Raw genomic sequence first — 21,259 nt, forward strand, 5'->3', positions numbered from 1 at the left:
TCATGATATGATATCTAGATATCGTTATGACGCGTATCCTCGCCGACCTGCCTGATGAAGACCTGAAATGGCTCGACCAGCGCGCGGCCGAGTTGGGGAGATCGCGCGCGTCGGTGCTGCGTGATGCGGTCGCAACCTACAAAGCGCACTCGCAGCCTGCGAACGGTACTGAGTGGATCGAGCGCGGGTTCGGCGCATGGAAGGACCGGGACGATATCGGCGACGCGGTCGAGTGGCAGCGGCGAGAACGCGCCGCGTCGACGCGTCCTTGGGATGACGATTACGAAGAGGTCAGGGCGGAATTCCCCGATTTGTTCGATGCCGAGGACGATCGTCAGCGCCAGATCCATCTCGATATGCTCGCGGGGCGCTATCCCGATCCCAAGAAGCCGCTCATCAAGTGAGCGGTTACTCATTCGACGCCAATATCGTGACCGACGCGCTCGTCGGCTATGATCCGGCGCGCGCCGAAATTCGCCGGGCAATCGGTCTGGGCACGCGCGTCTGGATCAGCCGGATGGTATGGGTAGAAGTGCTGTCGAAAGGGTCGGGCGCGATGCTGCGCGATGTCGAGGCGTTCCTTTCCGGGTTCGGGGTCGACGAAATCGACGCCGAGATAGCATCGCGTGCCGCCGCCTTGCGCCGCGAGCGTCCGCGCCTCAAATCACCCGACGCTATCATTCTCGCCAGCGCAATGGTGCGCGGGCGTGTCCTCGTTACCCGCAATACCAAGGATTTCCCGGCCAATATGCCTGGTATCCGTGTTCCCTATGTTTTGTAAGAAGGCGCCCTAACCATGTGCGGAATCATCGGAATTGTTGGCAAGGAACAGGTTGCGGGTCGGCTGGTCGAAGGACTGCGGCGGATGGAATATCGCGGCTATGATTCGGCCGGCGTCTGCACCGTCCAGGACGGCCAACTGATCCGCCGCCGCGCCGAGGGCAAGCTCAAGAATCTCGAGGCGGTGCTCGCCGCCGATCCGGCGCCCGGCACGACCGGCATCGCGCATACCCGCTGGGCGACACATGGGGCACCGACCACGTCGAACGCCCACCCGCACGCGACGAAGGAAGTCGCGCTCGTCCACAACGGCATCATCGAGAATTTCAAGCCGCTGCGCGAAGCGCTCCAGGCGCGCGGCCGCGTGTTCGAGAGCGAGACCGATACCGAAGTCGTCGCGCATCTAGTCAGCGAGCAGGTCGAGGCGGGCAAATCGCCACAGGAGGCGGTCCAGCAGGTTCTGCCGCAATTGCGTGGTGCCTTCGCGCTGGCGATCGCCTTCCGCGAGCATCCCGAGATGCTGATCGGTGCGCGGCTCGGCTCGCCGCTGGTGGTCGGCTATGGCGAGGGCGAAACCTATCTCGGCTCGGACGCGCTGGCGCTGGCCGGGCTGACCCAGCGTATCGCCTATCTCGATGAGGGCGACTGGGTCGTCATCACCCGCGAGGGCGCGCAAATCTTCGACGCCGAGAACAATCCGGTCGAACGCGAGATCACCATTTCGGGCGCGACCGGCGCGATGATCGAGAAGGGCAATTACCGTCACTTCATGCTCAAGGAGATCCACGAGCAGCCGATCGTCGTCGCGCAGACCTTGCGCTCGTACATCCGCGGCGTCGAGCAGACCGTCGCGCTGCCGCAGATGGATTTCGACCTGTCAACGGTGAAGCGCATCACCATCGTCGCCTGCGGCACCAGCTTCTATGCCGGGCTCGTCGCCAAATATTGGTTCGAGAGCTTCGCGCGTGTGCCTGTCGATATCGATGTCGCGAGCGAGTTCCGCTACCGCGATCCGGTGTTCGAGGATGGCGGCTTGGCGTTATTCATCAGTCAGTCGGGCGAGACCGCCGACACACTTGCGGCGCTCCGCCATGCCAAGAAAGCCGGGCAGAAGATCGCCGTCGTCGTCAACGTGCCGACCAGCACGATGGCACGTGAAGCCGATCTGTTGTTGCCGACGCATGCCGGGCCGGAGATCGGCGTCGCCTCGACCAAGGCATTCTCTTGCCAGCTCGCGGTACTCGCCGCGCTCGCCGCGCATCTGGCGGTGGTCAAGGGCAAGATGAGCCGCGAGGAAGAGGTCCAGGTTGTCCGCCACCTGATCGAGGCGCCTGCCGCACTCAACGCCGCGCTCGCTTATGACGATGCGATCGCGGCCATGGCGCATTTGATCGCGCCCGCGCGCGACGTGCTCTATCTCGGCCGCGGCCCTGATTACCCGCTGGCGTTGGAAGGCGCGCTGAAGCTAAAGGAAATCAGCTACATCCATGCCGAAGGTTATGCCGCGGGTGAGATGAAGCACGGGCCGATCGCCTTGATCGACGAAAATGTGCCGATCATCGTCATCGCGCCGTCCGGGCCGCTGTTCGAGAAAACCGTCAGTAACATGCAGGAAAGCCAGGCGCGCGGCGGCAAGATCGTGCTGATCTCCGACGCCGAGGGCCTGGCCGAAGCGGGCGATGGCTGCCTGGCGACGATCGAGATGCCGAAAGTCCACCCGCTGATCGCGCCCTTGGTGTATGCGGTGCCGGTGCAGTTGCTGGCCTATCATGTGGCCGTGGTGAAGGGGACCGATGTGGATCAGCCGCGCAACCTCGCGAAGTCTGTCACGGTCGAGTGATCTGGGTCGTCGCCGCCGGCGGTGTCATCACGGGCGTTGGCCTGATTGCTCTGGTCATTGCGATCGTCGTCAAGATGCCGCCACCCAAGGGCGGCATAGCTAGCGGCGGCGATCACGACAATTGGTATTCCGGAGGCGACGGGGGCGCTGGCGATTATGGTGGCGGACATCATGGCGGCGGCCACTAAGCGTTTCGGGCGACCGGGCGATTGGCTATTGAGGCTCGGCTGCGGTAACCAACAACATGGCCTACGCCCACACGTTTGGCGCCAATCCGCATTGGCTGCCGCGTAACCCGGCGCGGTCGCTGGCGCATATCCCCGGCGACGATGGCCTGCCGATCCTCGGTAATTCGCTTCGCCTGCTGGCCGATCCGGTCAAGTTCGGGCGCGAGATGTTCGAGCGCTTCGGACCGGTCTATCGCAATCGCGCGCTCGGCAGCACCAGCGTAACTCTGCTCGGCCCCGATGCCAACGAACTCGTCCTGTTCGATCGCGACCGCTTGTTCTCCTCCGAGCAGGGTTGGGGCCCCTTGCTCAATCTGCTGTTCCCGCGCGGGCTGATGCTGATGGATTTCGACAAGCATCGCGCCGACCGCAAGACGCTGTCGGTCGCGTTCAAGCCTGAGCCGATGCGGCATTACGCCACCCAGCTCGATGCCGGGATCGCCGCGCGGATCGGCGAATGGGGCGGCAGCCTACGCTTCTACGACGCGATCAAGAAGCTGACGCTCGATCTCGCCGCGACGAGCTTTCTCGGCGTGTCGCTCGGGGCCGAAGCCGATCGCATCAACCAGGCATTCGTCGACGAGGTCCAGGCGAGCGTCGCGCCGATCCGCTCGCCGCTGCCCGGTACGATGATGCGGCGGGGCGTCAAAGCTCGCGCCTATCTGATCGACTGGTTCGAACGCGAGATCCCGGCGCGGCGGCGAGACTCGCGGGGCGGCAATGGCGAGGACTTCTTCTCGCAATTCTGCCGCGCGACCGACGAGGACGGGCAGGAGCTGTCGGCGGCCGCGATTGCCGATCACATGAACTTCCTGATGATGGCCGCGCACGACACGATCACCTCGTCGGCGACGACCCTGGTCATGCTGCTCGCGCGCAATCCCGATTGGCAGCAACGGTTGCGCGAGGAAATTGCCGGCCTCGACGCGCAATTGCCACTGACCGAGCAACTCGATCGTCTGACCTTGACCGATTACGCTTTCCGCGAGGCGCTCCGGTTGATGCCGCCGGTACCCTCACTGCCGCGTCGCGCGCTGCGCGATTTCAGCTTTGGCGGCTTCGACATTCCGGCTGGCACCAATGTCGGAATCGGCGTCACCTGGACGCACCGCATGGCCGACATCTGGCCCGATCCGCTGCGGTTCGACCCGATGCGCTTCACGCCCGAGGCGTCGAAAGGCCGGCATCGCTTCGCCTGGGTGCCCTATGGCGGCGGTGCGCATATGTGCCTGGGCCTGCATTTCGCGCAGATGCAGATGAAGCTGCTGATCGCGCACCTGTTGACGCGCTATCGGATCGAAATCGATCCGGGTGCCGGCGGTGCCTGGCAGATGTTCCCGATCCCGCGCCCCAGGGATGGCCTGCCGATCAGGTTGATTCCCGCCTAACCCGCCCGCGCCAGTTCGGCGCACACCGCGGCGGTATGATCGTCGGCGGGGAAGGTGCAGTCGATGCGGATTTCGTCGAGCGTCACATCGTGCGGCGCGGCGAAGGTGGTGATTGTCTCGAAGAAGCGTAGCTCGCCGCGCGGGCTGGCGAAGGTGAAGGTGACGATCGGGTCGCCATCATCGTCGGCATCGCCAAGTTGCCAACGCTGGGRCACGCCCGGATAGGACAAAGCGGCATCGAGCAGCGCGCGCGAGCGGCGGTCGGTCGGGTTGGCGGCGAGGTCGTCGTGCAGATGCCGGACGAACCGCCGCGCGACCTCGGGCCAGTTGAGGATGACCTGACGGAAGTCATGGGGATCGAACAATTGGTGGATCAGATTGCTGTGCGGGCTTTGCCAATCGCCGAGCAGCAGCTTGTTCATCCGGATCGCCGCCTGATTGACCTCCAGCACTTCCCAATGCCGGCTGATGACGAAAGCGGGATAGGGTTCCTGGTGCGCCAGAATCAGGTCGATCGCCTGGCGCACGCGGTCGAGCGCGGGGGCGGCGAGCTCGCTTTCGGGATGGATCGCGGCATAGCCGGCGGCGCGGAGCAGCGCATTGCGGTCGCGCAGCGGCATGTCGAGCGCATCGGCCAGGCGCGCCACCATTTCGCGGCTTGCACGGGCCTTGCCGGTCTCGATACAGCTCAGATGCCGCGTCGAAATCCCGGTATCGAGCGAAAGGTCGAGCTGGCTCATGCGCCGCGCGCCGCGCCATTCGCGCAATATCTCGCCGACTGGAGAAAGTTGGGGCGCTATCGGTGAGCTGGCCACGAATCGTCCTATGTTCAGGAATTTCCGAACAGCTTAGCCGAGCGTGTCACGCACCACACGCCGATTTGCGGCCGCGGCGGACCTTCTCGAAGCTCAAGGCCGATCACCTGATGGCCGCGATGATTTCCGCATAAATGTCGACCAAATCGGCGAGATCGGCCAGCGCGACGGCCTCGTCGGTCTTGTGCATCGTCGCGTTGACCAGCCCGAACTCGACCGTGGGGCAGAGTTGCGACAGGAAGCGTGCGTCGCTCGTCCCGCCGGTGGTCGACAAGGCCGGCACGACGCCCGCGACCTTCTCAATCGCGCGCGTCACCAGCGCCGAGAGCTCGCCCGGTTGGGTCAGGAACGCCTCGCCAGAAATGCGCGCGATCACTTGTGCATCGGGGGCGTGCGCCTTCACCGTCCGTTCGATCAACGCGACCAGATCTTCCCCGTTCTGCTCGTCGTTGAACCGGATCGACATCCGCGCCGATGCCTTGGCGGGGATGACGTTGGTCGCCGGGTTGCCGACGGTCACGTCGGTCACTTCGATATTCGACGGCTGGAACCAATGGTTGCCCCGGTCGAGCTCGATCGCGTCGATCGCCGCCAACGCCGCGACCAGCTTGGGGATCGGATTATCGGCGAGATGCGGATAGGCGACATGGCCCTGGCGCCCCGGTACGTCGACCCAGATATTGACTGACCCGCGCCGCCCGATCTTGATCATATCGCCGAGCCGCGCGGTCGAGGTGGGCTCGCCGACCAGGCAGTAATCGGGCGTCAGTCCGCGCGCGGCCATCCGGTCGAGGATTGCGCGCGTGCCGTAAATGGCGGGACCTTCCTCGTCGCCGGTGATCAACAGGCTGAGCGTCGGCCCTTCGGCCCGCGCCGCTGCCGTGACGAAAGCGGCGATGGCGCCCTTCATGTCGACCGCGCCGCGGCCGTAGAGCAGCTCGCCGCGAACCTCCGGGGCGAACGCAGCGCTGGCCCAGCCGTCGCCCGGCGGCACCACGTCGAGATGCCCGGCAAAGGCGAAATGCGGGCCCCTGCCGTGGCGGATCGCGATCATGTTCTCGACCGGGCCGTCGGGCTCCTCGCCGACGGTGAAGCGGTCGATCTCGAACCCGATCACACTCAGCGCCTGGGCAAGCACATCGAACGCTTCACCCTGGGCGGGCGTCACGCTTTCGGCGGCGATCAACGCCTTGGTGAGTTCGACGACGTTGGGCACGGCATTCCCCGGTTGGACACGCTCCGCCTCTTGCCTTGCAACGACGGGAAGGGAAAGGTCTGCGCGTACGGGGGTGCGGAGAATCACCAATGCCTATCCTCTTCCTTCTCGCCGCCGCATCGCTCTTGCCGCAGCAATCCGACGATAACGCGCCTGTCGACATCACCCCCGGCCATTGCGTCGCCGCTGCCGACCGGCTCGACGACGCCGTCCGCCTGGCGCGCGAAATGCTCGACAGCAAAAGCGCGGCCGGAGGGCCCGACCGGACGCCGACCGAGGCGCGCATTGCGCGGGCGCAGGCGGTGGCCGCGGCGATCAGAACGCGCTTCCCGAAGGTCGTCGCGACGGATGACGATCGCGACGACATTTCGGGGGGCGACGCGATGCCATTCGCCGAACAATGCCTGACGGCGAATCCTCCCAGGGGAAAATAGCCATGCCCAAGATCGATCTCGACGCGATCCCCCAAACCAATGCCACCGGCTATCCGCCGATCTATGCTGACGTGGTGAAGGAGCGCTGGTATCGGCGTCTCGCTCCGGCCAGCGGCATCACCGATTTTGGGTTCAGCCATGTGACGCTCAAGCCCGGCGCCTGGTCGTCGCAGCGCCATTGGCACGAAGGTGAGGACGAGTTCGTCGTCATGCTATCGGGCGAAGCGGTGCTGGTCGACGACGAGGGCGAAACTCCCATGCGCGCGGGCGACATCGCCGCCTTCCCGAAGGGTGACGGCAACGGCCATGTGCTGCAGAACCGGTCGGCGAGCGACTGCGTGTTCATCGCAGTCGGCGGTCGGGGAGCGAGCGATTGCCATTATCCCGATATCGACATGCATCTGGCTGGGGCGGTCGGCGAGCAACGGCGAAAGGATGGGGGCAGGTTCTGATCGGCAGACCGTTTTGGCGGTTTTGTGATGGCGCGCGGCCGCACCGGATGCTAGCGGAACGATCGGCCGGTTGTCGCTTGCGTGGCCGCCAATGAGGGAGTTCTGACAATTCGCCAGATCGCGGCTTTGCCGTACCGGACCGAAGGCGCCGCCAGCGACGCTCCGATCCGCATCCTGCTCGTCACCTCGCGCGAAAACCGTCGCTGGGTCATTCCCAAGGGCAATCCGTCTTCGGGAGTGGTCGCTCATGCCGCGGCCGCGATCGAGGCCGAGGAGGAAGCGGGGGTGCAGGGGCTCGTCTGTCCGACACCGCTCGGCACCTATCGCTATCGCAAACGGCAAAAGAACGGCGCGTCGCTGATGATCGACGTCGAGGTCTTTCCGCTCGCGGTCAATCGCGAGCTGACGGCGTGGAAGGAACAAGGCGAGCGCGAGCGCCGCTGGGTCAGCCTTCCCGAAGCGGCGTCGATGGTCGACGAGCCCGATCTCAGCGACCTCATCCGTTCGTTCGGCCCGTCCGAATTCAAGGCGGCCGCGCGCCGCACCGGCTTTGCCGCCGCTACCAAATCGAGGATCAGTCCCATGTTCGCCTGGTTTCAGCGCCTGTTGCCCAAGACTGGCAACTTCTTCGAGATGTTCGAGGCGCACTCGTTGACGGTCACCGCCGCCGCCGACGCACTGTCGCGGCTGCTTCAGGATGGAACGGGCGCGGCGTCCGACCATATTCGCGAAGTGATCGAGCGTGAGAACGACGCCGACGAGATCACCCGCGCGGTGCTCAAGACCGTGCGCGAAACCTTCCTGACGCCGTTCGACCGCGGTACCATCACCAGCCTGATCGGCTCGATGGACGATGCGATCGATGAGATGCAGGCCGCAGTGCAGGCGATCGACCTGTACGAGGTTCGCGAGTTCGAACAGGAAATGAAGGACATGGCGGGCATCATCGTCGACGCCGCACGGCTGACCGCCGAGGCGATGCCGCTACTGCGCGATGTAGGTCGCAACGCCGGGCGCCTGCATGAACTGACCGAGCGCCTGGTCCGGATGGAAGGCCATGCCGACGACATCCACCGCGCCGGGGTGAAGCGGAGCTTCGTCGAATATGGCCGCGACGACACGCTGCGATTCATCGTCGCGCGCGAAGTCTACAAGCATCTCGAACGGATCGTCGACGCGTTCGAGGATGTCGCCAACGAGATCGACGGCATCGTCATCGATCACGCCTGAGCCCAGTCGATGCATGACCTTGCCTTTCCGCTGTTAGTCGGCCTGATCCTCGTCGCGCTGGCGTTCGACTTCCTGAACGGCCTGCACGACGCCGCCAACTCGATCGCGACAGTGGTATCGACCAGGCTGTTGAAACCGGTGCATGCGGTGCTCTTCGCTGGCGTGTTCAACTTCGCCGCCTATTTCCTGACCATCACTTTCCCCAGTCTGCACAAGGTCGCGTCGACGATCGGGCAGGGGCTGATCGACAAGAATCTGGTGACGCCGGGGGTCGTTTTCGGCGCGCTGATCGGCGCGATGTTCTGGAACATCGTGACCTGGCTGAAGGGCATTCCGTCATCCTCGAGCCACGCTTTGGTCGGCGGGATCATCGGGGCGGGCGTCGCGCATGCCGGCATGACCGGCATTCAGTGGAATGGGCTCAACAAGACGCTGATCGCGATCGTGCTGTCGCCGGTGCTCGGCATGATCCTGTCGATGCTGATCATGCTGGCGACGAGTTGGATGTTCTCGCGTGCCAGCAACCGCGGCGCGGAACGCAGCTTCCGTGTGCTCCACCTGATCTCGTCGGGCACCTATTCGCTCAGCCATGGCCTCAACGACGCGCAGAAGACGATGGGCGTCATCACCGTGCTGCTGTTCTCGACCGGCTATCTGCACGGCAAGTTCGAAGTGCCGCATTGGGTGGCGATCAGCTGCTATATCGCGATGGGCCTGGGCACGTTGATGGGCGGGTGGAAGATCATCGAAACGATGGGCAGCCGCATCACCAAATTATCGCAGCATCAGGGATTCAGCGCCTCGGCCGGCGGGACGATCATGGTGTTCACCGCGTCGCTGCTCGGCATCCCGGTATCGACCACGCATACGATCACCGGCTGCGTCATCGGTGCCGGCGTCGCCAAGCGCGCGAGCGCGGTACGCTGGGGTGTCGCGGGCGATGTCGTCGTCGCCTGGATCGTCACGATCCCGGCATCGGCAGCGGTCGGCGCGCTGTTCTACTTGCTGACGACATTGTTCTGACCCGCGGCCGGCCGTCAGGGCGGCGTACGCAATCCGCGATAGTCGTTGCTGGCAGCGATCATGACTTCCGCGATCAGCGCGTAGGCCGTCTTCCAGGCCTCGATCGTCGCGCTGTCGAGTGCAGAGCCGCCATGCACGGTAATCATGTACATCAACGCGTTGCCGGCGACCGCATAATGGCGGTCCTCCACCCCGTAATCGACATGCCGCTCCGCCAGCTTGCGTAGGCCGGGCCGCATGTCGTCCAGCTTGCTCAGCCCTGTGACGATCCTGCCCAGCGCCTCGATCAGATGCCGGCCCTGTGTGATCATTTCATTCCTGAACAGCGGACGGGTTTCAGGGGCGAGTTCGAACAGGCGGTCATAGAATGACCGCGCGGCAGCATCGGAGTCGAGCACGATCTGGACAAAACTGTCTCGGACGAGATTGACTTGGTCGGTCTCCATCGCTCGGCGGTCATCCGGATCGCGGGCAATGGCACTGCATCATCCGCACCTAGCTATTCGCCGCGGCGTGTTCGAATTTCTCGATCACCCATTCTTCTTCCTGCGCACCGGCTATCCAGTCCTGCATGAATGGGTGCGTCAGCACGGCCTCGACATAGGCCGCTGCGAACCGCGCGACCGGCAATTGATAGGTCACGATGCGCGTACAGACGGGCGCGTACATGATGTCCGCTGCGCCGAATTCGCCGAACAGGAACGGCCCGGTCCCGCCGAACCGTGCGCGGGCTTGCGCCCAGATCTCCATCAGCCGGGTCAGTTCGGCGACCACGTCGTCATCCGGCTGCCGGGGCGGATAGACTTGGCGGATATTCATGCCGTGTTTGTTGCGCAGCGCCGCGAAGCCCGAATGCATTTCCGCCGCCATCGACCGCGCCATCGCGCGCGCGGCTTCGTCCTTGGGCCAGAATTTGTCGCCGCCGGTTTTGTCGTTGAGGAATTCGACGATCGCCAGGCTGTCCCAAACAACGATGTCGCCGTCCCACAGGATCGGCACCTTGCCCGATGACGGCGCGAACTCGTCACCCTGGCGGCGCTTGTCCCAGTCGGCGTCGTAGAGCGGCACGACGACTTCCTCGAACGCCAGTCCCGATTGTTTGCACGCCAGCCAGCCGCGCAGCGACCAACTTGAATAGGCTTTGTTGCCGATGATGAGCTTGAGCATGGCGTTGCGGGATAGAGAGACGGGTAGGGCGCGGCAAGCGGGTGAATGCACACTCGATCGATCGACGGATCGGCTATTGCTCAGTCGCCGATGACCTCGCGAATCCTGCTGGTCAGCGCGTCCATCGCGAACGGCTTGGTCAGGACGTGCATCCCGCGCTCGAGTTGGCCGTTGCCGATCACCGCATTCTCGGCATAGCCGGTGATGAACAGCACCTTGAGATCGGGGCGTTCGACTCGTGCCGCATCGGCCAATTGACGGCCATTCATTCCGCGCGGCAGGCCGACATCGGTGACCAGCAGCTGGATTGCGGGGTTGGCCTGGAGCATCGCCAGCCCCGAAGCCCCGTCTCCCGCTTCGATCGCGGTATAGCCCAAATCGGCGAGGGCATCGGCGATCAGCGCGCGGATTGCGGGCTCGTCGTCGACCACCAACACGGTTTCGCCGCCAGAGGACGGCGTCGGCAGCGCATGAAGGGGCGATTCCTGCTCCGCATCCTCGCGCGAATGCACCCGCGGAAAATACAGGCACATCGTCGTGCCCTGGCCAAGTTCGGAATAGATCCGCACCTGGCCACCGGACTGGCGGACGAAGCCATAGATCATCGACAGGCCGAGCCCGGTTCCCTCGCCCAGCGGCTTGGTCGTGTAGAACGGGTCGAACGCGCGTTCGATCGTCTCAGCGGACATGCCGGTGCCGGTGTCGGTCACGCATAGCGAGATATATTGGCCGGGTGGCAAATCGCGCTCGCGCGCGCTGGCATGGTCGAGCCATTTGTTTGCGGTTTCGATCGTGATGCGGCCACCGTCGGGCATCGCGTCGCGCGCATTGATGCAGAGATTGAGCAGCGCATTCTCGAGCTGGTTGGGATCGATCAAGGTCGTCCACAACCCTCCCGCACCGACCACTTCGAGCTCGATCTCCGGGCCGACCGAGCGCCGTAGGAATTCTTCCATATTGGCGATCAGCCGGTTGACGTCGGTGGGCCGTGGGTCGAGCGTTTGGCGCCGCGAGAAAGCGAGCAGCCGATGCGTGAGCGCGGCCGCGCGTTTGGTCGCGCTGCGCGCCATCTCGACATATTTGTCGATCTCCGCGGTCCGGCCCTGCTTGATGCGCATCTCGATCAACTCGAGCCCGCCGGAAATGCCGGTGAGGAGATTGTTGAAATCGTGCGCCAATCCGCCGGTCAGCTGACCGACCGCCTCCATTTTCTGTGCTTGGCGTAATTGCTCCTGCGCGGCCTCGCTTTCGCGCGTGCGCTCCTCGACCTGGCGCTCGAGCGACTCCGCCAGCGCTGCTAGTGCGATTTCGGCCTGGCGCCGCTCGATTGCTGTCTGCGTACGATCGGCGACGTCGCGGACGAACGCCACGTCTTCCGCGATCCACGCGCGCGGACCCTTGTCGTTGAGATAGAGCAAGGCGACGAAGTTGTTATGATCGACCAACGGCATATTGAGCACTGCGCGCGCGTGGATCGCTTCCAGCGCCGTCGCAGTGGAGGCCGTGCGCGGGTCCTCGCGGGCATCGGCGATCGCCACCAATTCGCCGCGCTTCAAGTCCTCGATATAAGATCCATAGTGGCGAAAGTGGAGCACGCCCGCCAGGCTCTCGGTCCCCGCGCTGTTCCAGTCGCGCTCGATCGTGACGGTTTCCGCCACCGGATCGATGATGCCATATCCCGCCCGGCTGACGCCGAGCGTCGACCCCAGGATTTGCGCCGCCAGGAACGACATCGCGGTCGGGTCGGTCATCTGGCGTAGGCCATCACCAAGCGCAATCAGTGCGGCTTGATGGCTTTCCGTGCGGCGACGTGCCGTGATGTCCTGCGACACGCCGACCATCTGCTCGATCCTGCCACGGTCGTCACGCTCGAGCCGCCCATTGACCTGAACCCAATGGAGCGAGCCGTCGGGCCACAAGGTGCGATATTCGACGTCGAAATGGGCACCCGTTTCTATCGAACGATCGGCCGCCGCGCGCATTCGCTCGCGGTCGTCGGGATGGATCGCGGCAATCAGTTGATCATAGTCAAACGACTCGTCCGCGCGCCGGCCGTAATGTGCCTTGCAGTCGGGCGATGCGTGCAGCGTGTTGGTCCTGAGCTCCATCGTCCAGGCGCCGAGCCCGCCCGCGTTCAGCGCGACGCGCAGACGTTCCTGGCCCGCGCGGATGTCCTCGAGCCGCGTTCTTGCCTCATATTGCCGCCGTCGCGCGCGTCGCGCCGCTCGCGCCAGACTGATCAGCGTCGTGGGGTGGAAGGGACGTTCGAGGAAGGTGACGTTGCCCAGCGTCTCGAGCAACCGCACCGCACCTGGATTGCGCTCGAGCCCACCGCCGCGCGCGGTCAGAACGATGAAGGGAAAGTCGGACCATTCGGCCTGATCGGCAATGAAACCTGCTAGGTCGCGCAGATCGGCGCTGCGCAGCGTTTCTTCGGTCACGATCGCGAAGCCGGCACCGCTCCGTAACGCGCGGACGAACGCAGGAAGATCGGGAAGGGCGGCTGCCTCGAGACCCGCCTCGCGCAACATCGCTTCGGCTACGACGGCGTCGCGCCCGTGCGGCGCCAGGATGACGGCGCCTTCGTCGATGGTACGATTCAAGGGAGGCTCACCCGCGCTTGACCTCGAGGAGGCTGGCGCTGTCGTCGCCGACGAGGCTCGGCACGCCGCGCAGCACACCCTGGAAGGCAGTGAGCGGTTCGCCGAGCGTGATGCCATTTTTGTCGATCATGAACTCCCTGATCGTGTCCTCGTGAAAGCCGGTGCGTTTCTTAACGACCGACATTGCGCGCCGGACCCGTCCCAACGCCTCGAAATAGCGCAACAGGATGACCGTATCGGCCAGGTAGGTCACATCGACCGGCGATTTCATGTCGCCGACAAGGCCGTGCTGCGCGACCGTGAGGAAGGTCGTCGCGCCTTGGCGGTTCAGATATTGCAGCAATTCGTGCATGTGCAGGATCAACGCCTGCTCTTCGGGCATTGCCGCCTGATAGCCGTTGAGGCTGTCGATCACGACGGTCCGCGCGCCATGCGTTTCGACGCAAACACGCACGCGCTCGGAGAATTCCCCGGGGGTCAGTTCTGCGGCGTCGATCTGTTCGATCACCAGCCTTCCGGTGTCGACCATCGCCGGAAGATCGATGCCCAACCCCTTGGAGCGCTCGAACAACAGCCCGAGTTCCTCGTCGAAGATGAACATCGCCGCGCTTTCGCCGCGCATGATCGCCGATTGGACGAAGCTGAGCGTGAGCAGCGATTTGCCGGTGCCGGCGGGGCCCAGGATCAGATTGCTGGCGCCGCGCTCGAATCCGCCGCCGAGCAGTTCGTTGAGACGCTTATTGTCGATCGGCACCGTCTCGCGCTTGAAATCGGCCCGATGTTCGGCCGACACCAGCCGTGGGAACGCGCGGACGCCACCCGTCTCGATGACGAAGTCGTGGTACCCGCCGCGATAGCGGCGGCCGCGATATTTGATCACGCGCATTCGCCGCCGCTCCGCTCCATAATTGGGCGACAATTCCTCCAGCCGGATCACGGCATGCGCGACGCTGTGCACGGTCTTGTCCATCACATCCGCGGTCAGATCGTCGAGCATCAGCACGGTCGCGTCATTGTGCGAAAAATAGTGTTTCAGCGCCAGGATCTGGCGGCGATACCGCAGCGAACTTTGCGCGAGCAGACGGATTTCGGACAGACTGTCGAGCACCACCCGCGCCGGCTTGGCGCGCTCGAAGGCTTCGAATATCCGTTTCGTCGTTTCACCCAGTTCGAGGTCGGATGAGTAAAGCAGGCTTTGCTGTTGTTCGTCGTTGAGCAGGCTTTCGGGCGGGACGAGCTCGAAGATTTCGAAATTGTCCGGGAATTTCCATCCATGCGACGCCGCGCCGTCGCGCAGTTCCTCCTCGGTTTCGGACAAGGTGATATAGAGTACCCGTTCGCCGTTTTCCGCGCCGGACATAAGGAACTGGCTGGCGATCGTCGTCTTGCCGGTGCCTGGGCTGCCTTCGACAAGAAACAACCTGCCCTTCGCTAGACCACCGGCGAGGATTTCATCCAGCCCGGCGACCCCGGTTGCACAATTTCCCATCCGAACTCCATCTTCTGCAAACATCCAACGTTAACGGTATCGCGTCCGTTACGACTTGATGTTGCTCAATGCCGGACTGGCGATTTCGATCCCCCGCAGCTTGTCGCGGCGGCGCCTTTCCGCTGCCCGGAATGGTCCGAAATGATCGTTTATGTGAATGATTTCAGTTGTGTAGTCGCTCTCGAGCGCGGCGATTGACTTGGGTGCCCACGCATGATGCCTTGTGGCGCATGAAGATCGCCCTGCTCGCGGCGCTGGCCGCCATGACCCTTCCCGCCACGGCGCGCGCGGACAAGCTGCCGCCACGCGACGAATGCGCGGCGGATGCGTCGTTCGCCGCGTTCCGCACGACATTGAAGGGCGTCGTCGCGCGCAAGGATGCGAAGGCGCTGCTGGCGCTCACGATGCCGGACATCGAATATTCGCTCGATGTCGGCATCCCGGGCAAAGCGGGGTTCGCGAAGGAATGGGACCTGATCCACCCCGCGTCATCGAACCTGTGGGTCGAACTCGATCTGGCATTGTCGCTCGGCTGCGCACTCGACCGGGGCGAGGCGAGCATTCCTTATATGTATGCGCGCCTGCCGCAGTCGCGCGACACGTTCGCGACCACCGTGCCTAGCCGGCCGCGGGTCAATCTGCGCGCCAGTCCGAATACAGACAGCCCGGTCGTGGCGTTGCTCGACTGGGACATCCTGACCGTCATTGACGAGAAGGACAGCGCATGGACGCACGTGAAGACTGACGAGGGTAAGGAAGGTTATGTCCGCGTCGATTTCCTGCGCAACCCGCTCGCCTATCGCGCGATCTTTCGAAAGCGCGACGGCAAGTGGATGATGGCGATTTTCATCAACGGCGATTGATGGCGGATCAGCCGCTCGCGGACGGCACGATCAAATATTTCTCGCCGGTCTTCTTCGCGCTGTAGGCGAGCAGCGTGTCCTTATCGAGCGCTTCCGCCAGCGAGATTTCCGCGGTGTAATGGCTGGCGAAGGTTGTGCGGATTTCGGCGGCGACACGCGCGCGCATGCGACCGACCACCTCGGCGCCGGCCTTCATCAGGAACGGGGTCAACAGGAAGCCGCCGACGCCCCAGGAAAACCCGACATCGCGGCCGATCAAGGTCGGTCCGAGGTCGAGCGCGCCGTAGATATAGACCTGCTTGTAGGTGTTCGATCCATAGCGGCTATAGGTCGTCGCGTTGCGATTGGCGGCGACTTCCATCGCCGCGAGGATCTGACCGGCTAGCTTGCCGCCGCCGATCGCGTCGAACGCAATTGTCGCGCCGGTCTCGGCGAGCGCGTCGACCAGTTCGTCGCGGAAGTTTTCCGAGGTCGAATCGACCACATATTTGGCGCCGATATCGTGCAGGATCTTCGCCTGCTCGGCCGAACGGACGATGTTCACCAGGCTCACGCCATCGGCAATGCAGATGCGGTTGAGCATCTGGCCGAGGTTCGACGCCGCGGCGGTATGGACCAGGGCCTTATGCCCCTCGGCGCGCATCGTCTCGACCATTGCCAGCGCGGTCAGCGGATTGACGAAGGCCGACGCGCCTTCGCGTGCGGTGACACCGTCGGGGAAGGGGAGCAGGTCGCTCAATCGCGCCTTGCGGTACTGGGTGTACATGCCGCCACCGATCACCGCGACGGTCTTGCCGATCAACTCCTCGGCGCCATCGCCGGCGGCGACCACCGTTCCGGCGCCTTCATTGCCGACCGGCATCGATTCATTGAGCCGCGCGCGCACCATCGGCATGCGCTGCTCGGGAATCTCGGCGGTCAGCAGCGGACGGTCAGCCGTGCCGCGCTGATCAAGCGTGGCGAGATCGGCGGGGCCGGTCAGCAGGCCGAGGTCGGATGGATTGAGCGGCGCCGCCTCGATCCGAACGATCACTTCGCCCGGGCCGGGAGGAGACAATTCGACATCGACCAGCGACAATTCGAGCTTGCCGTCGGACACCAGCGAACGCAGTTCGAGGCCCTTGGTCGGTGTGGTCATTCGATCCTCCCTTATTTTTCGATTGTCCGGTATGTAGCTTGGGGAGCGATCGGTTCAAGTCCTCATCATTTCGGCCGGCCATTGGCTTTCCACTCCGGCTTGAACCCGCCAGACGCCAGAAGGCGGACCGGTGCGACCAGCGAGCGGATCGCCTTCGTCATATAATCGATATCGAGATTCTCGACCGTGTCGGTCGGCTGGTGATAGGTCGGCACCACCGCCCAGCCCGACAGGGTGTGAGCGACGATCCCCTTGAGGGCGAGCGAATAATTGTCCGATCGCTCGAAAAAGCTCTGCTCCGGATAAGGATCGGCAGCGATCAGCGCACCCTGGCTCTTCATCATGTCGAACAGATTGGAACGCTCCGAACCGGTCATCATCAGCGCGCCCTTGGGCAATTTGGGATCCTGCGCGCCGATCATCTCGAACTCGATATTGGCGACGAGATCGGTGAGCGGCACCGGCGGATGCTCGCCGAACCAGGTCGAGCCGAGACCGCCAATCTCTTCGCTGCCATAAGCGACGAACAGAATACCGCGCTTCTGCCGGCCCATCGCGGCAAAGGCGCGGGCGAGTTCGATGACGGCGACCGTGCCGGAAGCGTCGTCATTGGCGCCGGGCATGACGGTGCCGTCCGGCCGCACGCCGAGGTGATCGAGATGCGCCGACAGCAGGATCACGCCTGCCTTGGGATCGGTGCCCGGCAGATAGCCGATCGCATTGGTGGTGGTCGCCCTGGTGGTTGCGATCGGGACCTGGATCGACACATCGGCGCCTGCCGCGATGCCGGCCAGTGTCTCGGTGGGAATCGTCGCGACCGTCATCGGCGGGCGGCGGCTGGGCGTGCCCTCGATCGTCGTCGGCAGCGATGGCTTGCCGCCGATCATATCCAGGAACTTGCGGCTGGCGTCGCTCTCGGCGGCCAGCACCAGCTTGATTCCCTTGCCGCGCAGCTTGCGGGCAAAGGTCATCAGGCTGTCGGCAGGGCCGGTATAGACGACGATTTCGGCCGAGGGGATGTCGCCATCGGGGCGGGTCACGATGACGGCTTTGCCGCCGGCAGTCCCGCCGCCCGTCAACAACAGCGTTGCGCCTGCCACCGGCTTGCCGTCGATCGTCAGGACCGGCGGCCCGGCGATAGCGCGCCGGGTCAGCGGCGCCGTCTGGAGATAGGAGTCCATGCCGGGCGCATGGCGCAGCCCGGAATCGCGGAACAACGACGCGACATATCCGGCGGCGATGGCCTCGTCGGCAGTGGCACTGCCGCGGCCGCGCAAACCCGGTCCGGCGAGAAGAATTTCTTCGGCAAGGACTTTGTCGCGGTCGATCGTCGGCGACGCCTTGTCGCGCGATGCCGCAGGAATCGCCGGCAACGCCATGAGCGCCAGCGCCGCGACAAGGCCGATATTTTTCATGCAAGCTCCCCCGGGGTCGGTTTGCGCGACCCTTAGGTAGAGCTGCCGACGAAATCTAGCCGAGCGCCTCGATCACCGCGGCGCGCAATTCTGGCATGCCGAGCCCGGTCTCGCTCGAGGTCGACAGGATGTCGGGATGCGCGGCGGGGCGCTTGCGCGCCTCTTCCGCAGTCTCGGCCGCGACTTTGTCGAGTTCGGTCGGCTTGATCTTGTCGGCCTTGGTCAGGACCAGGCGATAGCTGACCGCTGCCTTGTCGAGCATCTCCATGATCTCGCGATCGACATCCTTGATGCCATGCCGCGCATCGATCAGCACGAGCGTGCGCTTGAGCACGTCACGCCCGCGCAGGAAGTCGTTGACCAGGTACCGCCATTTCCTGACGACATCCTTCGGCGCCTTGGCGAAGCCATAGCCCGGCATGTCGACCAGCCGGAAGGCGAGGGGCTCGCCCACGTCGAAGAAGTTGAGCTCCTGCGTCCGTCCCGGTGTGTTCGACGTGCGCGCCAGCGAGTTGCGATTGGTCAGCTTGTTGAGCAGCGACGACTTGCCGACGTTCGACCGGCCGGCAAACGCGACTTCTGGGACCACGGGATCGGGCAGATGCTCGAGCGCAGGGGCGGATTTGAGGAACGCGACCGGCCCGGCGAAAATCTTACGCGCCGCCTCGATCGCGTCCTCATCGAATTCGCTCACGTTATTTGACCACCGGTTGCTTGAGGGCAGGGTGCCGCGCGTAGAGGATCCGCTGCTGCAGCACGGTCAGCAGGTTGCTGGTGATCCAGTAGACCTGAAGGCCGACCGCGAACGGCGCCATCACGAACATCAACACCCAGGGCATCAGCGCAAAGACCTGCTTCTGCGCGTCGTCCATCGGCTGCGGGTTCATCTTGAACTGCAGCCACATCGAGATGCCGAGCAGGATCGGCACCACGCCGATCGCGATCATGTGCGGTGGGGTGAAGTGCAGGATGCCGAACAAATTGAGCGGGGTCAGCGGATCGGGCGCCGACAGATCCTTGATCCAGGCGACGAACGGCTGGTGCCGCATTTCGATCGTCAGCATCAGCACCTTGTATAGCGAATACATGATCGGGATCTGGAGGAAGGTCGGCAGACAGCCGGCGAGCGGATTGACGCCCTCGGTCTTGTACAGCGCCATCACTTCCTGCTGCTGGCGTTGCTTGTCGTCCTTATGCTTTTCCTGCAGCGCCTTCATCTTGGGCTGGATCGCGCGCATCTGCGCCATCGAGGCGAACTGGCGTTGCGCGATCGGGAAGATCAGCAAGCGGATCGTCAGGGTCAGCAGCATGATCGCCACGCCGAAATTGCCGACCATGCGGAACAGCCAGTCGAGATAATAGAAGATCGGCTTTTCGATGTACCGAAACCAGCCCCAATCGACGGCGTGATCGAACAGCGCGATGCCTTCCTTGTCGGTATAGCGGTCTAGCAACCGTACTTCCTTCGCACCCGCGAAGAACCGGCTTGTCTGGGACAATTGTTGGCCGGGCGCGACCTCCTTTGCGACGCGGGCGTAATCGGCCTGGTACCCGCCTTTGCCGGTCGACTGGAACTCGCCGGCGAAGGCCGCCTCCTGATCGGGGACCAGGGCCGTCAGCCAATATTTGTCGGTGAAGCCGAGCCAGCCGCCGGTGGTCGAAAACTTTTGCGGCGCCTTGTCGACGTCCTTCCAGTTGACATCATAGTCGGCTGCTCCGTTGTGGACCGACATCGGACCGACCTGAATCGACCAGCTGTCGAGGTCCTTCGACGCCTCGGCGCGGTTGACTAGGCCGTAGGGCGCGACTTTGATCGGCTGCGCGGCGCCATTGATGACGCTCTGGCGAACGGTGAACATGTAATCCTGGTCGACGGCGAGATCGATCTGGAAGCGCTGGCCCGCGTCGTTGGCGGCGGTCAGCGTGACCGGCTTGCCCGGCGCGAGCACGCTGCCGGTCGCGGTCCAGACGGTGTCGGGAGTCGGCGACTTGATGCCGGTATCCTGCCAGCCGAATTCCGCGAAATAGGCGCCGGCTGTGCCTGCCGGCGACAACAAGCGGATCGGCGGCGAATTCTTCTCGATCGTGTCCTTATACTCGGTCAGCAGCAGGTCATCGATCCGCGCGCCCTTGAGGTTGATCGAGCCCTTGAGCGTCGGCGTGTCGATCGGCACGCGCTGCGCCGCGGTCTCGCTCAGCACGACCTTGGTATCGCGCACCGCGTCCGGGTTCGCGGTGGTCGGCGCGGCGGGATTGGGCTGGACCTGGGTCTTGCCGCCCTCGATCTTGGTGACCGGCGGGTTTGCCGGCGGCATGATCCGGTTCACGACCAGCGGCCATGCGAACAGCAGCAGCACCGCGAGCACCGCGAACATGATAAAATTGCGATTGTCGTTCTTCACGCGCTCAGGAACCTTCGATCAGAAAATCAGGGAACGGGGTCGGGCCCGTACCCGCCCCAGGGATGGCACCGGGCGATGCGCTTCATTGCCAACCACCCGCCCTTCAGCGCGCCATAGCGGCGAAGCGCGGTGATTGCATAGGCCGAACACGAAGGCTGATAGCGACAGGTCGGCGGCATTATCGCCGAAGGGCCGATTTGCCACAGGCGAACCAGTGCGATCAGCATTTTGGCGATCATCGCGAAACCTTCGCCAGCGCCTTGATCAGATCGGCCTTCAGCTGGACAAAGTCGCGAGTCAGCGCGTCGGCGCGTCCGATCAGCACATGATCCGCGCCGGCGACGCCACTGACGCTCAGCACATCATGCGCCAACGCCCGGAAACGCCGCTTGATGCGGTTGCGAACCACCGCATTGCCGATCTTCTTGGTGACCGTATAGCCGACGCGCATCGTCGCATCTTTGTCGTCGCGACGGCGGACCAGCAGGACGAAGGCGGGCATCGGCGCGCGTTTGCCGGCATTGGCCGCCAGGAAATCGCGCCGCTTGGTCAGCGTCACCACGGACGCAGAAACGGCACCAGCCCGCGCTCCCGAAGGAGGCGGGCTGGCCGAATCATCTTGCAAAGCAGGGTCGGGTGTTACGCCGACAGCTTCTTGCGGCCGCGATTGCGACGCGCACGGATCACATTGCGTCCGCCCACCGTCGCCATCCGTGCGCGGAAGCCGTGCCGGCGCGCACGCACCAGGTTGCTCGGCTGAAAGGTCCGCTTCATCGT

At 64.1% G+C, this 21,259-nt stretch carries 23 protein-coding genes; 10 read left to right on the top strand and 13 right to left on the bottom strand.

The window, feature by feature from the left end; translation table 11 throughout:
- The first annotated feature begins 26 nt into the window (after positions 1-26).
- From AC1DQQ_RS06420 to AC1DQQ_RS06440, 5 genes are read left to right on the top strand one after another with little or no spacing between them, the layout of a single operon-like run.
- Entirely contained in the window at positions 27-404 is a 378-nt protein-coding gene (locus AC1DQQ_RS06420) for a ribbon-helix-helix protein, CopG family (protein ID WP_478041812.1), read from the top strand.
- Positions 401-781 (top strand): PIN domain-containing protein, encoded by a 381-nt coding sequence (locus AC1DQQ_RS06425; protein ID WP_478029352.1) that lies wholly within the window; start codon positions 401-403, stop codon positions 779-781. The genes AC1DQQ_RS06420 and AC1DQQ_RS06425 overlap by 4 nt, the downstream gene beginning before the upstream one ends.
- 15 nt (positions 782-796) lie before the next feature.
- Positions 797-2,620, top strand: coding sequence for a glutamine--fructose-6-phosphate transaminase (isomerizing) (gene glmS / locus AC1DQQ_RS06430; RefSeq protein WP_478041810.1), 1,824 nt, complete (start codon positions 797-799; stop codon positions 2,618-2,620).
- Positions 2,617-2,808, top strand: a complete 192-nt coding sequence (locus tag AC1DQQ_RS06435) for a hypothetical protein (protein ID WP_478044624.1) — start codon at positions 2,617-2,619, stop codon at positions 2,806-2,808. The genes glmS and AC1DQQ_RS06435 overlap by 4 nt, the downstream gene beginning before the upstream one ends.
- 56 nt (positions 2,809-2,864) lie before the next feature.
- The gene (locus AC1DQQ_RS06440; RefSeq protein WP_478044626.1) at positions 2,865-4,235 is read left to right on the top strand and encodes a cytochrome P450; all 1,371 of its coding nucleotides are present in this window, start codon (positions 2,865-2,867) and stop codon (positions 4,233-4,235) included.
- Here AC1DQQ_RS06440 and AC1DQQ_RS06445 read toward each other — a convergent pair.
- Positions 4,232-4,975: a helix-turn-helix domain-containing protein gene (locus AC1DQQ_RS06445; protein ID WP_478044627.1), complete on the bottom strand. Its 744-nt coding sequence runs from the start codon at positions 4,973-4,975 to the stop codon at positions 4,232-4,234. The two genes, AC1DQQ_RS06440 and AC1DQQ_RS06445, sit on opposite strands and share 4 nt — an antisense overlap.
- A gap of 178 nt (positions 4,976-5,153) precedes the next feature.
- Positions 5,154-6,266 (bottom strand): succinyl-diaminopimelate desuccinylase, encoded by a 1,113-nt coding sequence (dapE, locus tag AC1DQQ_RS06450; RefSeq protein WP_478044628.1) that lies wholly within the window; start codon positions 6,264-6,266, stop codon positions 5,154-5,156.
- An 89-nt stretch (positions 6,267-6,355) separates the two neighbouring features.
- Here dapE and AC1DQQ_RS06455 point away from each other — a divergent pair, with 89 nt between their 5' ends.
- From AC1DQQ_RS06455 to AC1DQQ_RS06470, 4 genes are all read left to right on the top strand, one after another.
- Positions 6,356-6,700, top strand: a complete 345-nt coding sequence (locus AC1DQQ_RS06455; RefSeq protein WP_478044630.1) for a hypothetical protein — start codon at positions 6,356-6,358, stop codon at positions 6,698-6,700.
- A gap of 2 nt (positions 6,701-6,702) precedes the next feature.
- Complete coding sequence (locus AC1DQQ_RS06460) at positions 6,703-7,152, top strand: cupin domain-containing protein (protein WP_478029345.1); 450 nt, start codon at positions 6,703-6,705, stop codon at positions 7,150-7,152.
- A gap of 126 nt (positions 7,153-7,278) precedes the next feature.
- Positions 7,279-8,382, top strand: a complete 1,104-nt coding sequence (locus AC1DQQ_RS06465; RefSeq protein ID WP_478029542.1) for a DUF47 family protein — start codon at positions 7,279-7,281, stop codon at positions 8,380-8,382.
- A 9-nt stretch (positions 8,383-8,391) separates the two neighbouring features.
- Positions 8,392-9,405: an inorganic phosphate transporter gene (locus tag AC1DQQ_RS06470; RefSeq protein ID WP_478029344.1), complete on the top strand. Its 1,014-nt coding sequence runs from the start codon at positions 8,392-8,394 to the stop codon at positions 9,403-9,405.
- Between the two features lie 14 nt (positions 9,406-9,419).
- Here the strand turns inward: AC1DQQ_RS06470 and AC1DQQ_RS06475 are convergent, their stop codons facing one another.
- The 4 genes from AC1DQQ_RS06475 to AC1DQQ_RS06490 form a co-directional block, all read right to left on the bottom strand.
- Positions 9,420-9,851, bottom strand: a complete 432-nt coding sequence (locus AC1DQQ_RS06475) for a globin domain-containing protein (protein WP_478041806.1) — start codon at positions 9,849-9,851, stop codon at positions 9,420-9,422.
- Between the two features lie 49 nt (positions 9,852-9,900).
- Positions 9,901-10,572, bottom strand: coding sequence for a glutathione S-transferase family protein (locus AC1DQQ_RS06480; RefSeq protein WP_478041805.1), 672 nt, complete (start codon positions 10,570-10,572; stop codon positions 9,901-9,903).
- An 80-nt stretch (positions 10,573-10,652) separates the two neighbouring features.
- Positions 10,653-13,175 carry an ATP-binding protein gene (locus AC1DQQ_RS06485; protein WP_478044632.1) on the bottom strand — a complete coding sequence of 841 codons (2,523 nt, stop codon included), beginning with the start codon at positions 13,173-13,175 and terminating at the stop codon, positions 10,653-10,655.
- A 7-nt stretch (positions 13,176-13,182) separates the two neighbouring features.
- A complete protein-coding gene (locus AC1DQQ_RS06490) occupies positions 13,183-14,664 on the bottom strand; it encodes an ATPase domain-containing protein (protein ID WP_478041803.1) in 1,482 nt (493 codons plus the stop codon).
- Between the two features lie 203 nt (positions 14,665-14,867).
- Between AC1DQQ_RS06490 and AC1DQQ_RS06495 the strand changes: the two genes are divergently transcribed.
- The gene (locus AC1DQQ_RS06495) at positions 14,868-15,527 is read left to right on the top strand and encodes an SH3 domain-containing protein (RefSeq protein ID WP_478044813.1); all 660 of its coding nucleotides are present in this window, start codon (positions 14,868-14,870) and stop codon (positions 15,525-15,527) included.
- Between the two features lie 7 nt (positions 15,528-15,534).
- Here AC1DQQ_RS06495 and AC1DQQ_RS06500 read toward each other — a convergent pair whose 3' ends face one another.
- The 7 genes from AC1DQQ_RS06500 to rpmH form a co-directional block, all read right to left on the bottom strand.
- A complete protein-coding gene (locus tag AC1DQQ_RS06500) occupies positions 15,535-16,665 on the bottom strand; it encodes a zinc-binding dehydrogenase (protein WP_478044634.1) in 1,131 nt (376 codons plus the stop codon).
- Between the two features lie 65 nt (positions 16,666-16,730).
- On the bottom strand, positions 16,731-18,080 hold the full coding sequence (locus tag AC1DQQ_RS06505) for a M28 family metallopeptidase (protein ID WP_478044635.1): 1,350 nt from the start codon (positions 18,078-18,080) through the stop codon (positions 16,731-16,733).
- A 55-nt stretch (positions 18,081-18,135) separates the two neighbouring features.
- Positions 18,136-18,774 (bottom strand): ribosome biogenesis GTP-binding protein YihA/YsxC, encoded by a 639-nt coding sequence (yihA, locus tag AC1DQQ_RS06510; RefSeq protein WP_478029336.1) that lies wholly within the window; start codon positions 18,772-18,774, stop codon positions 18,136-18,138.
- A 1-nt stretch (position 18,775) separates the two neighbouring features.
- Complete coding sequence (yidC, locus tag AC1DQQ_RS06515) at positions 18,776-20,482, bottom strand: membrane protein insertase YidC (RefSeq protein ID WP_478041799.1); 1,707 nt, start codon at positions 20,480-20,482, stop codon at positions 18,776-18,778.
- Positions 20,483-20,508: 26 nt separating this feature from the next.
- Positions 20,509-20,721 carry a membrane protein insertion efficiency factor YidD gene (yidD, locus tag AC1DQQ_RS06520; protein ID WP_478029334.1) on the bottom strand — a complete coding sequence of 71 codons (213 nt, stop codon included), beginning with the start codon at positions 20,719-20,721 and terminating at the stop codon, positions 20,509-20,511.
- Positions 20,718-21,041: a ribonuclease P protein component gene (gene rnpA, locus AC1DQQ_RS06525; RefSeq protein WP_478041798.1), complete on the bottom strand. Its 324-nt coding sequence runs from the start codon at positions 21,039-21,041 to the stop codon at positions 20,718-20,720. Before rnpA ends, yidD begins: the two co-directional genes overlap by 4 nt.
- A gap of 80 nt (positions 21,042-21,121) precedes the next feature.
- A complete protein-coding gene (gene rpmH / locus AC1DQQ_RS06530) occupies positions 21,122-21,256 on the bottom strand; it encodes a 50S ribosomal protein L34 (protein WP_066589281.1) in 135 nt (44 codons plus the stop codon).
- Positions 21,257-21,259 lie beyond the last annotated feature (3 nt).

It is taken from the genome of Sphingomonas sp. P4_G3 (genome assembly GCF_056401105.1).

Coding starts and splice junctions, on each gene's coding strand:
- AC1DQQ_RS06480 (WP_478041805.1), bottom strand. CDS start 10,572: ATGCTCAAGCTCATCATCGGCAACAAAGCCTATTCAAGTTGGTCGCTG.
- AC1DQQ_RS06420 (WP_478041812.1), top strand. CDS start 27: ATGACGCGTATCCTCGCCGACCTGCCTGATGAAGACCTGAAATGGCTC.
- AC1DQQ_RS06440 (WP_478044626.1), top strand. CDS start 2,865: ATGGCCTACGCCCACACGTTTGGCGCCAATCCGCATTGGCTGCCGCGT.
- AC1DQQ_RS06505 (WP_478044635.1), bottom strand. CDS start 18,080: ATGAAAAATATCGGCCTTGTCGCGGCGCTGGCGCTCATGGCGTTGCCG.
- AC1DQQ_RS06460 (WP_478029345.1), top strand. CDS start 6,703: ATGCCCAAGATCGATCTCGACGCGATCCCCCAAACCAATGCCACCGGC.
- rpmH (WP_066589281.1), bottom strand. CDS start 21,256: ATGAAGCGGACCTTTCAGCCGAGCAACCTGGTGCGTGCGCGCCGGCAC.
- AC1DQQ_RS06500 (WP_478044634.1), bottom strand. CDS start 16,665: ATGACCACACCGACCAAGGGCCTCGAACTGCGTTCGCTGGTGTCCGAC.
- AC1DQQ_RS06455 (WP_478044630.1), top strand. CDS start 6,356: ATGCCTATCCTCTTCCTTCTCGCCGCCGCATCGCTCTTGCCGCAGCAA.
- glmS (WP_478041810.1), top strand. CDS start 797: ATGTGCGGAATCATCGGAATTGTTGGCAAGGAACAGGTTGCGGGTCGG.
- AC1DQQ_RS06475 (WP_478041806.1), bottom strand. CDS start 9,851: ATGGAGACCGACCAAGTCAATCTCGTCCGAGACAGTTTTGTCCAGATC.
- yidD (WP_478029334.1), bottom strand. CDS start 20,721: ATGATCGCCAAAATGCTGATCGCACTGGTTCGCCTGTGGCAAATCGGC.
- AC1DQQ_RS06470 (WP_478029344.1), top strand. CDS start 8,392: ATGCATGACCTTGCCTTTCCGCTGTTAGTCGGCCTGATCCTCGTCGCG.
- AC1DQQ_RS06490 (WP_478041803.1), bottom strand. CDS start 14,664: ATGGGAAATTGTGCAACCGGGGTCGCCGGGCTGGATGAAATCCTCGCC.